Here is a 13,357-nt window from a genome sequence, read left to right as displayed (position 1 = left end):
CGCGGTCACTTTCCGGCCGGCTGCCCGCAATCGGACGAAGTCAGGCCCATCGTCCACGCGATCGCCTGCTCGAGGAGACGGACATTGTTCGCATCGGAATAGGTCTCGGGGCGGTGGCCGATCGCCGAGTAGAAAGAACGGCCGCGCCCGACGCAGCGCGTCCAGGCGACGGGATGATCGCCCATCCGCAAGTCGCGCATCCCGCTCGTCGGCTCGTAGCTCGTTTCGTCGATCGTGAGCAGGACGCGTGTCTCTGGGCCACGCGGGCTTTTCTCGAAACTGTACCACTCCTCGAGCATCGCCCAGTCGGGCGAAACGCCCGCGGTGATCGGCGAAGCCTGGTCGTCGATGCGGATCCGGGCGGTCTGATGCACATCGACATGGCCGATGAAGCGGGCCCCGATCAGCCTGTCGGCATACCAGTCCCAAAGATAGAGCGGATCGCCGCCCGACCCGTGTATCGCGGCAAATCCGCCGCCGTCCTCGACATAGCTGCGCAGCGCCGCCCTTTGCCTGACGGTCAGGACATCGCCGCTCACATTGTTCCAGAACACCGCCTTGAAACGGCGGAGATTGGCCTTGGTAATATCGCCGGGATTGCTCGTGAACACGAACGACCAGCCCCGCCGGTCGGCCATCGCGCGAAGCGCCGCCTGCGCCGCCTCTACTGAAGGGGCGTCGCGAAACCCGTTGCTGTGCTCGAACACGAGGAGTGCGGGCTTGTCCGCCGGAACGGTCAGCGGCGTGCGGCTGTCGGGCGCATAGCGCGCACAGCGCGCGACAGTCTCCGCCCGGGTCAGCGGGAGCTTCGCGAGGGCGCCGCCGAGCCCGTCGACGACGGCCGCATCGACCTTAAATATGCGCGCGACCTGCCGGAGCGAAACAATGGTGGCAAAGCTCGGCGCCTCTTCGCGGGCGATCATCGGCGGCAACCTGGCGAGGATGCCCGCCTCGTCGATGAGATGCTTCGCGCGCGGGTCGATCAGAAGGTCGAAAAGCGGGGTGTCGGCCGAGTAAGAGGCCGTGGCGAGCGGGCAGTCCGTGACCGGAGCGGCCTGCGCCGCCGGGACGGCCCCTGCCCCCGCGATCGCAACAACGGCAGCGGCGAATGCCTTCCATCCAAGAAGCGCCTTCATGCCTGCAATCCCTGCTTATACCGGCTCCGCCGGCGCTCGATGACACGGACGATCCGGCGGTGTGTCGGCCCCGAGACCGGGTAGAACCAGATCGCGACGATGCTCGCCAGAAACAGCAGGAACGGCCCAAGTCCGTAGAGAAGAACGATCCCGTGCAGCGTCGCCTCGCTTTGCGGCCGATTGGGGACGTAGCCGATCCAGCCCATGATAATTCCGATCATGCCGGTGCCGATGCCGAGGGCAATCTTTTGCGAGAAGGCAATGAGCCCGAATATCGCCCCTTCGGCGCGAAGACCCGTCTTCCACTCGCCATATTCGACCGTATCGGGCAGCATCGACCAGAACGTCAGGATGAAGGCCGAGTTTCCGATACCGACGAGCACCAGCGGGGTCCACAGCATCGCTCCGCCACGCGGCGCCGCCAGCAGGATGAAGAGATAGGCGGCGAGGTTGAAGCAGGCGCCGGTGATCCAGACGAAACGCTTGCTCGTCCTGCGGGCGATGATCATCCAGGGGAGCATGGCGATGGCGGCTGCTCCGAGCGTCACGACTAGGCCCGACGTGACCGCGGCTTCCGATCCCACCCAATATTTGAGATAATAGATGAGCGCCTTCCCCGACATGGTGTAGCCCGTGAGGCCAGCGACGGTCGCGAGCAGAAGCATCAGGAAAGCGCGGTTGTGCCGCATAGTCGCGAGCATGTCGGCGAAACCGGGATGGCGCTCGCCGACATCCGCCACGTCCTCGCGCGTCGCCGCAAAAGTCACGAACAGGATGATGCTCGCGAGCACCGAATAGACGACGCTGACCAGGAAGAAGCCGGCCTGGCCGCCCCCGAAGGCCTTGGCCAGCGGCAGGGTGAGCGAGGCGAGCAGGAGTCCGCAGCTGATTGCGAAGAGCATTCGCGCCGCGGCAAGCTGGCCGCGCGCGTCGCTGTCCTGCGTCAACTGGGCCGACAGTGCGATGTATGGGATGTTCACGAAGGTGAAGACGGTGCGGTAGACGAGATGGGTTGCGAAGCAATAGGCAACGAGGGCGCCGCCGCTGAGCCCGAGCGGCAGGAACATCGCCGCGACGGAGAGCGCGAGCGGAACCGAGCCGAACAGCAGATAGGGACGGTACCGGCCCCAGCGGCTTCTCGTCCGGTTGGCGAGCATGCCGATGACCGGATCGGTGATGCCCTCCCAGACAAGCGCGACCATGATGATGAGGCCGGCCGTTCCCGGATCGAGCTCCAGCACGTCGGTGTAGAAGTAGAGCAGGAAAAGCGAAGCGAAGGTAAAGCTGAGGTTGAAGGCGAAATCGCCCGCCCCGTACCCGATGATGCGCCCGAGACCGAGACGCGCGCCGGCAGCATTGGCCGTCATGCGAGGTCTCCCTGCGCGACCTGCGCGCTTGCAACGGGATGGCGGAGGCAATGGAGGGCGAACATCGCCACGTAGAAATAGCAGAGCAAAGGCACCGCGAACGATGCGGCGAGGCCGAACCCGTCGGCGACCACACCCTGCAGGAGCGGGATGAGCGCGCCGCCGACAATCGCCATGATGAGATAGGCGGATGCCTTCGCCGTGCGGTCACCAAGGCCCTCGATCGAAAGGGTGAAGATGGTCGGGAACATGATCGAATTCATGAGCCCGACGAGGATGACCGACCACAGGGCAAGCCATCCCGCCGTCAGGATCGTCGTGCCGAGAAGCAAGGCCGCGCCGACCGACGCCGTGACGAGTATCAGGCTTGGCAGAATACGGCGCATGAGGCCGGCGCCGAGAAAGCGGCCGGTCATCGCGCCGCCCCAGAAGAGCGACACATAGAATGCGGCTTCGGCATGAGTCATCGGGACGACGTGCGGGGACGAGATATAGTTGATCAGGAAGGTGCCGACCGCGATCTCGGCTCCGACATAGAAGAAGATCGCACCGATGCCGAGGATCAGCCGCTTTTCCGTCCACAGCGAAGGCCCCTCCTCGATGGCACCCTCGTGCCGCACCGCGAGCCGGGGAAATTTCCAGGCGAGGATCAGGAGACCGAGGATGACGAGCGTGGCGGCGATCGCGGCGTAGGGCTCGCGAACCGCCAGCGCGTCCTGGATGCGTTCCGCCTGGGTCAATATCCGGCCGGCTTCGGAGGTTCCCGAGGTGCTGTTGGCGAGGATCAGCATGCCGCCGAAGAAAGGCGCCACCGTCGTTCCGAGCGAATTGAAGGCCTGTACGAGGTTGAGGCGGCTCGAGGCGGTGCTGGCGGGCCCGAGCATGGCGACATAGGGGTTCGCCGCGACCTGGAGCATGGTGATGCCCGAGGCCAGCACAAAGAGTCCGCAAAGGAACAGGCCGTAGGACGGCAGCGTTGCCGACGGAAGGAAGAGCAGCGCGCCGACCGCGGTTGCGAACAGCCCGCCGGCGATCGAGCGCTTGTAGCCGAGCCGCTCGAGAATCCAGGCCGATGGCAGCGCCGCGAGGAAATAGGTTCCGAAGAAGACGAACTGGATCATCGTCGCCTCGGTGTAACTGAGCGCGAAGACCGAGCGCAGGTGCGGCACCAGCACGTCGTTCAGGACGGTGATGAACCCCCACATGAAGAAGATGAGAGCGAGGATCGCAAGCGATGCGCCGTGGCGCCCGGGCGCCTGGTCCGAGCCCGGCGCCGTCCCTGAAAACTGAACCAACTTCCCTCTCCCCGAGGATTATAAACAAGCGTTTCTGACTGTTTGTTTCATCTTGCCGGCTAGGCTGTCAACCCTAATCGGCGACGCGGCACAATCAGTAGGTCGTGCGCCCTCCCGAAGTGTCGAAGGTCGCAGCGGTGGAAAAACTGCACTCCTCCGACGCGAGGAAGCAGACCATCGCCGTCGTCTCCTCGGTTCGGCCGAGACGCCCCATCGGAATCTTCGAGCGCATGAAATCGATCTGGCTCTGCGGCATCTGGCCCAGCAGCGGGCTGTCGAAGACCGCCGGCGTCACCGCGTTCACGAGCACGCCCTTCGTCGCAAGCTCTTTGCCTAGCGACTTGGTGAAGGCGAGCACCCCGGCTTTCGACGCCGAATAGGCCGCGGCATTCGGATTGCCTTCCTTGCCTGCCACCGAGGCGATGTTGATGATCCGCCCATAGCCCCGGTCCGTCATCGATGCCGCCAGCGCGCGGCACGCGTAGAAGGTGCCGGAAAGATTGATGTCGATCACCTTGTGCCAGCCTTCGAGGGGAAATTCGGTCACCGGCGTCGTCGGTCCCGTGATGCCCGCGGAGTTCACGAGAATGTCGATCGCGGGCGCGGCCGCGAGACTTTCCGCCGCCGCCGCCTCGACCGCTTCCCACGAGGCGATATCGACCCGAACGGCCGCAAGAGCGCCGATGTCCGCATGCGCACGCGCCAGGGCGTCGGTGTCATGATCCCACAGGATGGCCCTCCCGCCTTCGGCGACAATGCGCCGCGCGACGTCGAGCCCCAGTCCCGAGGCGCCGCCGGTCACGACTGCGGTACGGCCCGCGAAGCGATCAGCAAAAATTGTCATTGTCCATCCCTTTCACGAATGCGCAGATACTGCCCCGGGGCGCCGGTGGACGGCGCGAGCGGGGATCATTCGACAAATTCCGCCACCTGCCGCTGGCGGCCGATCAAAAAGGCGTCCGCCGCCAGCGCCAGCGGCGCGGCATCGACTTCGGATTCGCCGCGGCCCACGAGCGCCGCAAAGCGGCGGTAGATCGACGGATATTCGCGGCTCGGTCCGATATTCTGGCGGCTGCCCGCGATGCTGAGTTCAGCGCCGCCCATGGCGAGCGACATCGTCCCGACGTCGGTCACGACCTCGATCGACCAGATCTGCTCGCCCTCCTTCAGAAAATCGAGCGTCGCCTCGAACTGCCCCGCGTTACCAACGCGCCCTTCGAGTGCCGCGGCAATCGGGGTCGCGCAGTTCGCGGGAACGTCGAGCCGCGCGGCTGTGAGAACGAGACTGTCCGGAAGAATGCGGGTCAGGATCGACAAGGCATTGATGCCGGGATCGAACACGCCGAGTCCGCCGGGTTCCCAGATCCATCGCTGGCCGGGATGCCATTCGCGCACATTCTCGCACCATTGCATCCGGACTTCGCGGATATTTTTTCCCGTCAGCCACGCCCGGGCCGGGAACACCGCAGGGGCATGCTGCGAATGCCAGCCGGTGTAGAGGCTGAGCCCGCTTCCCCGCGCGATCCGCTCGAGTTCGGCGAGCGCCGACAGGCTGCCCGCGGGCGGCTTTTCGAGGAGGACATGTTTTCCCGCAAGCAGGGCCTCGCGGGCGATGTCGAAGCGCAGTTGCGGCGGCGTATTCACCGCTACCGCATCGATATCCTCGGCCGAGAGCGCCGCCCCGAGATCGGGGTAGACCGCGAGGCCGTCCGTGCGGCTGTTCGGCGATACGCCCGCCACAAGATAAAAGTCCCGGTCTTCCGCGATCGAGGGGATATGCTGATCGATGCTGATCTTGCCGAGCCCGACAAGCGCGATCCGGATGGACATCAGTGATTATCCCGCGGAACGCCGAAGGTCGAACTGATCCGCTGGAACGCGTCGGCGCCCTCGAGAATGGCCCCTTCGCTGAGATGTCCGACCGAGCTGCGCTGAAGGGCCTGCCAGGGGGTTTGCGACGCGGGGTAGCGATAGCCCCTGTTCGCCTCGAGGGCCGCGCGCCGGCGTGCGATCTCCTCGTCGGCGACAAGCAGGTCGACGCGTCCGCGCAGCAGGTCGACCCGGATGCGGTCCCCCGTCTCGAGGATTGCGAGATTTCCGCCCGCGGCGGCTTCCGGCGAGGCGTTGAGGATCGATGGCGAGCCCGAGGTGCCCGATTGGCGGCCATCGCCGATGCACGGCATCGAATGGACGCCTTCGCGAATGAGCCGCGCGGGCGGCTGCATATTCACCACTTCGGCGGCGCCGGGATAGCCGATCGGCCCTGCCCCCCGCATCACGAGAATATCGGCCGCGGTCACCGCGAGCGCGGCGTCGTCGATCCGGGCATGATAATCTTCGGGCCCGTCGAACACGACCGCGCGTCCCTCGAAGGCGTCGGGATCGTCCGGATTGGAAAGATAGCGCCCCCTGAATTCTTCCGAAATCACGCTGGTCTTCATGATCGCGGAATCGAACAGGTTGCCCGTGAGGACGAGGAAACCCGCTCGCTCCTTCAGCGGCTCGCCGAACGGCCGGATCACCTCGGGCAGCAGGGTTTCCGTCTCCCGGCAATTCTCGCCGATCGTACGGCCGTTGACGGTTCGCGCGCCTTCGTTGATGAGCCCCGCACCGATGAGCTGCGCGACCACCGCCGGCACGCCGCCCGCGTGATGGAAATCTTCGCCGAGATATTCCCCGGCCGGCTGCAGGTTCACGAGCAGCGGCACCTCGAGACCGATCCGCTGCCAATCCTCGATCGGCAGGTCGACCCCCATATGGCGCGCGATCGCCGCGAGATGGACGGGCGCATTGCTCGACCCGCCCAGCGCCGAGTTGACCACGATCGCATTGTGGAAGGCGTCGCGGGTGAGGATTTGCGATGGCCGAAGGTCCTCGCGCACCATGTCGACGATGCGAAGGCCGGTCCGATAGGCCATCTGCGCCCGCTCGCGATAGGGAGCGGGGATAGCCGCCGATCCCGGCAGCTGCATGCCCAGCGCCTCGGCGAGCGAATTCATTGTCGTCGCCGTGCCCATCGTGTTGCAATAGCCTGGCGACGGCGCCGAGCTCGCAACGAGGTCTAGGAATTCGGCATAGTCGATCTCGCCGGCAGCCATCCGCTGCCGCGCTTCCCACACAATTGTTCCCGACCCCGTGCGCCGGCCCCGATGCCATCCGTTAAGCATCGGGCCGACCGACAGGGCGATCGCCGGAATATCGACCGTCGCGGCCGCCATCAGCAATGCCGGCGTCGTCTTGTCGCAGCCGATGGTGAGCACGACGCCGTCCAGCGGATAACCGAAAAGGCTTTCGACGAGCGAGAGATAAGCGAGATTGCGGTCGAGACCCGCGGTCGGGCGCTTGCCGGTTTCTTGGATCGGGTGCACCGGAAACTCGATCGCGATACCGCCCGCCTCGCGAATACCTTCGCGAACGCGCTTCGCGAGTTCGATATGGTGACGGTTGCACGGCGCGAGATCGCTGCCGGTCTGCGCGATACCAATGATCGGCTTGCCCGACTGGAGTTCTTCGCGGGTCAGCCCGTAGCTCAGATACCATCCAAGATAGAGCGCCGTCATGTCCGGATTTGCGGGATTGTCGAACCAGGCGCGCGAACGCAGCCCCTTGCCCTTCGTCATGGCCTCTTCTCCAAGCGGCGGCCCCTTCTCCGAGTCCGATCCGATAGCCTCCTCCGTAGATGCAAGAACGACATTTGCAAACAGGAATGATTGTTTGTTGTGTCACATCCCGCGTTTTCGCGGTGAAGCGCCGGCAATCGCGGCCGGTTCAGCGGGCTGCGCCGACATAGACCCCGAAGCTGAAACGATCCCCAGCGATCACAATTGCCAACCGCCCGCCCGCCTTCTACTAACAAGCAGCCCAGACTGGATTTATATGGCCGATTCCGTGCCACTCGGCACCTGGCCCCGGTCGGCCAATAATTCAGGTGGATGATAGGAGAAGACGATGACCCTCACGCGGCGGGAGTTTGGTTTGGCCGGCTCGGTGGGGCTACTGGCTACATTGTCGCCGCGCGCGGCCGCGGCCGCAACCGACCCGCGCGTCAAGCAGGCAGCCTGGTATGATACGGTCAAGCGGATCGGCCAGACGAACCTGAACGAACGCGATCCCGAGCATGGCGACCCGGAGAGATGGGCGGCGTTCTGGGCATCGGCAAAGGCGCAGGCGGTGCTTGTATCCGTGTCCGGCCCCATCGCATTCTATCCAAGCAAGATCCCTTTCTTCCACCACAGCCGCAGGCTGGGCGAACGCGACTTCGTCGGCGAATGCGTCAGCGCGGCCAGGAAGCGCGGATTGCGTATCATCGGACGCATGAGCCCTGACCATCAATGGTATGACGAGGCCACGGCCGCTGCCCATCCCTCCTGGTTCCGGCGGCTGCCCGACGGCAAACCGATCCTCTTCGATCCGAACATCGCCATCACATGTCACATGAGCGATTACTTCTCGGATCAATTGCCCCGAACGCTGGAAGAAATCCTCGATCGCTATGAATTCGACGGCATGTTCACGAACGGCTGGCCGACGATCCAGAAGTGCTATTGCGATACGTGCCGCAAGATCGGCGATCCCAATTCCGCGGTGTATCAGGCGGCGTTGCAAAAGCAGCACGATGCCTCGCTCGCATTGTTCCGCGGGATGATCCTCAAGAAAAATCCCGGCGGCTTCTTCACCAACTCCTTCTTCGGCGGCTTTGGTGGGGGCGATATGCCATGGCGGCTGTCGCGCAGCTCGTCCTTTTCCGCCGGCGATGCGCAAGGCCGGCCCAAGCTGGAAGATCCCGTCTGGGACGGTTCGATCGACGCCAAGATCGCCCAGTCGCTGATGCGCGATCGTCCCTACGCGCTGGTGACGTCCGGTTTTGGCAGCACGTCGGGCAGCGACTGGCGCCACATCTCCAACACCACCGCGGAATCGCTCAGCCGAATGGCGCAGACTGCGGCGTCGGGCGGCGTGGTGTGGCATCACATGCTGGGCATGACGCAAAGCTTCAGTCAGGATCAGCGCTGGCAGGAGCTGGTCAAGCCCTTCTTCAACTGGATGGCCGCGAACGACATTCATTTCCAGAACAAACGGCCACTGGCGAAGGTCGGCGTCCTGATCTCGCCCCGGTCGATGGAGCAGTACAAGGCGCCGGCCGGCAACGAGCGGGCGACCGCCGTCGAGGGCATTTGCAAGGTGCTGGTCGAGAACCGGATCGCCTATGACTTCGTGCACGTAAATGATCTGGGTGCCGAGCGGCTCGCGCAATATGACACGCTGCTCCTTCCCAATGTCGCATTGATGAGCGATGCCCAGGCGACCTCGCTGCGGCAGTTCGCGCAGCGGGGTGGATCGCTGATCGCAACGTTCGAGACCGGCCTGTATGACGAGACCGGAAAGCCGCGCGCCGATTTCGCGTTGGCCGATGTCTTCGGCATCCACAAGATCGGCGATCGGCAGAAATGGAATCCGCCGCCCTTCACGCCGCAGGCAATGCACTATCAGGCATTGAAAGGCGCGAGCCCGTTGACCGACGGTTTCGGCAACACACCATGGATCGCCGGCCCGCTTTGGCGTATCCCGCTTGCACCTGTGGCCGACGCACCGGCAACATTCATGCCGCTCGCACCCGACGGTCCGCCGGAGATGGTATTCGCCAATGGCGGTCCGACAAACGAGCCGGCCGTCGTCATGCGACAGGTCGGCAAGGCCCGAATGGTCTATTTTGCAGGCGATAACGATGCGAGCTATGAACGCGCCGACATGCCCGACCTCGGCCGCCAGCTTGCCAACGCGGTGCGCTGGACGCTCGGCGACGACGCCGGGCTCACGGTGTCAGGAGATGGGCTGATCGAGGTGAACGTCTGGGAAACCCAGGCCGGCTTCGCGGTCCATCTGCTGAACTACAATGCGCCCAATGCGCTCAACGGACGCCTGCGCAAGCCCATCCCGCTGGGTACGCAGTCGGTTACGCTAACGCTGCCGACGGCGACAAAGGTCCGCCGCATCGACCTGCTCGAAGCAGGCGAACCGGTCGAGTTCACCCAGGAAGGCCGCACAGTCCGCTTCGCCCTGCCCAGCGTCGGCTTCTACGAGGTCGCGGCGCTGATCGTTTGAAGCCGGAGCCGCCTCGCCCGCTCGATCCGAAGGAAGTGTAAATGCGCCGGAAGATGTCACTGATCCTGGTTTGCGGCATGCCGTGCCTGCTGGTTGCTGCCGCCCCGGGCGCCAGCACCGCACCGTCATTCGTCCTCGCGCCGGCCACCGAAGCCGAGGATCCGCCCTTCAGGCCGCAGCGCCTGGTCCTGCGCCGCCTGCCCAAAGCGGTCGGGCCGTCGATTACGCTGTTCAACGGCAAGGACCTCAACGACTGGGACACATGGCTGGGCTATGCCGACCCGGCCGAGACGTACCGCGCCAATAGCGGCAAACCGCTCGGGACCGCTTATGCCGGCGGCACGTTCAATGTGGTGACCGAGGATGGCATGCCGGCGCTGCGCGTGTCGGGCAAGCTATTGGGGGCGCTCACTCACAAGGGCGATTTCGGCGACTATCATCTCCGACTCGAATATAAATGGGGCAAGGCTCGCGGCTCGTCCCGCGCGGACAGGCCTGCCAACAGCGGTTTGCTTTACCACAGCTTCGGACAGCCGGGTGTCATGTTCGGTACGTGGATGAAATCGGTGGAATTCGCGCTGCTGCAAGGGTCGAGCGGCAAGGTCGTGCCGGTTGCGCCGGAGATGCGAATTCGTACCTCTGTCGCGGTCGACCGGTCGGTCATCGATCCGCGTCGCAGCTTCATGCTGGGCGGCCGCGACGTCGAGATCAGGGCGCCGGCGAGGGGCGTCGAGGCGGGCCGCGATGCCGAGCGTCCCGCCGGCCGGTGGAACCGGCTGGACCTGTACGTGCTGGGGGACAAAGCGATCCATGTCGTCAATGGCGCGCCGGTGATGATGGTTCACGGTATCGCGACGGGCGATGCGCAGACCGGCAGCACGCCGCTGACCCACGGCCGTATTCAGATCCAGTCGGAGGGGTCGGAAGTCTATTTTCGCAATATCGTGCTGCAACCGATCGATCGTTTACCGATCGTGATGGCTCGCTGACGCCTCGCAGCGATCGCAGCACGTTTGACGCGTGCCGCGATCGCTTCGCGGACCCTAATCGGCCAACTCGCCCACCACGAACTGACCGGAGATTGCTCCCACCTTCAGCTTCAGGCGGGTGGTCTCGACCCCGCCCCTGCTCTGGTAGCTGACCTCGGTCGCGGGAGCCACGGTCCCACTATGCGGATCCCAGATCTGCGGTTTGTTCACCCGGCCGCGGAGTTCGACCATGGTGTCGAGCGGCGTATCACTCGAATTGCCGAAGAAGTAGATCTCCTTCCCCTCCTTTTGCCGGTGGATGTAGCCGAAGACGCCATTGCCCGAGCGCGGGGACGGGTTGCCATCAATCGCCACGTCAGGCGCGGCGCCCAATCGGTCGAACACATCTGCCAGAACCGCGGCACTCGGCTTGGGGACAAAGACCGTCTTGCCGCCGCGCCGGTTGGCGCGGATCGGCGTGACGCCTTCCGGCATCGGCGCGGCGGGGTCGAGGCCGAATATTCCCCGCACCAGCGCGCGAACCTCCTTGTCCTTGCCGAACTCGGCGGATTTGAACGGCAGTCGTGACGTCGCGATCACCGTTCCGCCGGCGTCGTGAAACGCCTTGATCTTGGTGAGCGCGGCGACCGACAAGACCTCGCCGCCCGGCAGGATGACGATCTGGTATCGCTCGCGATTGACCTTGTTGTCCACCACCAGCGCGCCCGGCTCGACCTTCAGCTTCGGGCTCCTGAGATGCTCGGGATCAACGAAAGTGAAGTCGCGATGAAGCTCGTCCACCAGCATGCCGCCAACGGCCTGATAGTCGGTGTCCTGCGAGATATAGTTGCCATAGGGCAGAGGCGGCGCGTTGCCCGGCGCATCGAAGGAATAGAAGGCCTGTAGCGATTCGATCGGATACACGATGGCGATGTCGGCAACATGCCGCCCGCCCTGTAGCAGCATCGAGCTACGCCCCGCCCAGCGGGCGAAATCCCGCTGCTCGCCGATAGCGCCGCGCGTCAGGAACGGCGTCACGACGAACCGCGTCAAGCCACGGACGTACAGCTCGATCAGGCGGCGATAGCCCATCGTGGTGGCTGACGCGCTGAACACCTCGGCCCCGGCGACCGGCAAATCGCGCAGAGAGGCAACCGAGCTCATCAGCTTGAAGCCGTCGCGCCCGAAGCCATGTCCGAAGATCACATCGGCGAGCGGCACGTCGGTGTGCGCGAAAAACGAGAAGGGATCGCCGTTCATGTCGGTCGGCTGCGGGTCGTAATTTCCCGGTGGATGGCCCATCGCCTGCACACCGTGCGCCCGGGCCCAATCAGTGGCAAGCTTCGGCAAGCCCTCGCCCAGCAGCTGCGCGCGCGCCTTGAAGAAAGCGACCCGCGCCGCCTGGGTTTCCGGTCCGATATCGCGCCACAGCGCGGCATAATAGGGCGCGGGGTCGCGCCCCGTCAGCGCCGTAAAGCGCGCGGCAATTCCGGGCGACCATGAATTCTCGAACGAGTAGATGCCGACGTCATCGAAGAAACTCGCGAAGATGACCGACCCGACATAGGGTTTGAACGCATCGTTCATGCGGTCATAGCTGTTCTTGATAAACCAGCTGGATGCCACCGGATCCATCGGGTCGATCGACACGGCAGCATCGCTTGCAATGCCGCTTGGCTTGGCGCCGACAAGCGAGAATATCTCGAGTTTCCAGTCGCCTTTGGGCGCATGCCATTCAAGGCGGCCGGACGTGAGGTTTGACCGCAGGTCAATCCGCCTGCCGCTCCGCACGTCATGCGCACTGATGGCCTGAACCACACCTTCCACCGGGACATCGATCGACTGGCCCGCGGCCACCGCCAGCTCGGTCCGTTTCAGTACTTTCCGCCGATATTCGAGCGGCGCGGTGTGATCTGCGATGCCGCTTGGATAGCCTGCTTCGTCATAGAATACCGCCAGCCTTCCGCCACGGCGCGCGATGTCCAGCGTCTCGCGGATCGTTGCGACATATTCGGGCGTCCAGAACCCCGGGCCGCCGACCTTTCGCCGTATGGGCTGCGACGGGAGGGCCATCGAAAGATCGGACAGGAATGTGCCGAGGCCCGCCTCGCCGGGCAGGGCTTTGGGAAGCCACTGCGATGCACACTCCGGATATTTGTCCTGGAGCGCGACGCCGCGGCGGATGCTGCCAATGTCCACCGGCACATCCTTTTCGGCCCGCACCGGGTCTCGCGAGGGGCTGAACATGAACGAGCCATATTCACCGTCCTCCAACGCCCGGCGAACTTTATCCGCTGCCTCTTCCGGAACGACCGTGGTGCTCAAGGTCGCGATGGGTCGATAGACGGGTGGCGGGTCGCGGAACATCTGTTCCGTCAAGACGGAGGCGGGCTCCTTGCCATGAACCGGAACACCGGCCGCCCATATGCCGGCGGTTGCGCCCGCCAGCAGAAGCGCCAAGGCGCGGTTGGTGTTCACCGACTTTTCTC

9 protein-coding genes are annotated in these 13,357 nt (G+C 64.6%); 2 read left to right on the top strand and 7 right to left on the bottom strand.

Annotated features, from left to right (window positions below):
• Nucleotides 1-5 precede the first annotated feature (5 nt).
• The 6 genes from VGU00_RS05945 to VGU00_RS05920 all read right to left on the bottom strand — a co-directional run bounded on the left by VGU00_RS05945 (nt 6) and on the right by VGU00_RS05920 (nt 7,418).
• Nucleotides 6-1,136 carry a ThuA domain-containing protein gene (locus VGU00_RS05945; protein ID WP_327466500.1) on the bottom strand — a complete coding sequence of 377 codons (1,131 nt, stop codon included), beginning with the start codon at nt 1,134-1,136 and terminating at the stop codon, nt 6-8.
• The gene (locus VGU00_RS05940; RefSeq protein ID WP_327466498.1) at nt 1,133-2,503 is read right to left on the bottom strand and encodes a glycoside-pentoside-hexuronide (GPH):cation symporter; all 1,371 of its coding nucleotides are present in this window, start codon (nt 2,501-2,503) and stop codon (nt 1,133-1,135) included. Before VGU00_RS05940 ends, VGU00_RS05945 begins: the two co-directional genes overlap by 4 nt.
• Nucleotides 2,500-3,798: a sugar MFS transporter gene (locus VGU00_RS05935; protein ID WP_327466496.1), complete on the bottom strand. Its 1,299-nt coding sequence runs from the start codon at nt 3,796-3,798 to the stop codon at nt 2,500-2,502. The genes VGU00_RS05940 and VGU00_RS05935 overlap by 4 nt, the downstream gene beginning before the upstream one ends.
• 94 nt (nt 3,799-3,892) lie before the next feature.
• Nucleotides 3,893-4,642 carry an SDR family NAD(P)-dependent oxidoreductase gene (locus VGU00_RS05930; RefSeq protein ID WP_327466495.1) on the bottom strand — a complete coding sequence of 250 codons (750 nt, stop codon included), beginning with the start codon at nt 4,640-4,642 and terminating at the stop codon, nt 3,893-3,895.
• Between the two features lie 65 nt (nt 4,643-4,707).
• Nucleotides 4,708-5,628 (bottom strand): Gfo/Idh/MocA family oxidoreductase, encoded by a 921-nt coding sequence (locus VGU00_RS05925; protein WP_327466493.1) that lies wholly within the window; start codon nt 5,626-5,628, stop codon nt 4,708-4,710.
• Nucleotides 5,628-7,418: an IlvD/Edd family dehydratase gene (locus tag VGU00_RS05920; RefSeq protein WP_327466491.1), complete on the bottom strand. Its 1,791-nt coding sequence runs from the start codon at nt 7,416-7,418 to the stop codon at nt 5,628-5,630. Before VGU00_RS05920 ends, VGU00_RS05925 begins: the two co-directional genes overlap by 1 nt.
• Nucleotides 7,419-7,746: 328 nt before the next feature.
• Between VGU00_RS05920 and VGU00_RS05915 the strand changes: the two genes are divergently transcribed.
• The gene (locus VGU00_RS05915) at nt 7,747-9,900 is read left to right on the top strand and encodes an alpha-amylase family protein (RefSeq protein WP_327466489.1); all 2,154 of its coding nucleotides are present in this window, start codon (nt 7,747-7,749) and stop codon (nt 9,898-9,900) included.
• 41 nt (nt 9,901-9,941) lie between these two features.
• Entirely contained in the window at nt 9,942-10,889 is a 948-nt protein-coding gene (locus tag VGU00_RS05910; RefSeq protein WP_327466487.1) for a DUF1080 domain-containing protein, read from the top strand.
• Between the two features lie 54 nt (nt 10,890-10,943).
• On the opposite strand, the gene VGU00_RS05905 is transcribed toward VGU00_RS05910, so the two are convergent.
• Nucleotides 10,944-13,346 carry a glycosyl hydrolase gene (locus tag VGU00_RS05905; RefSeq protein ID WP_327466485.1) on the bottom strand — a complete coding sequence of 801 codons (2,403 nt, stop codon included), beginning with the start codon at nt 13,344-13,346 and terminating at the stop codon, nt 10,944-10,946.
• Nucleotides 13,347-13,357 lie beyond the last annotated feature (11 nt).

The sequence above is a fragment of the Sphingopyxis sp. genome, assembly GCF_035944815.1.
Lineage (GTDB): Bacteria > Pseudomonadota > Alphaproteobacteria > Sphingomonadales > Sphingomonadaceae > Sphingopyxis.
This window is presented reverse-complemented; position numbering and strand designations above follow the sequence as displayed.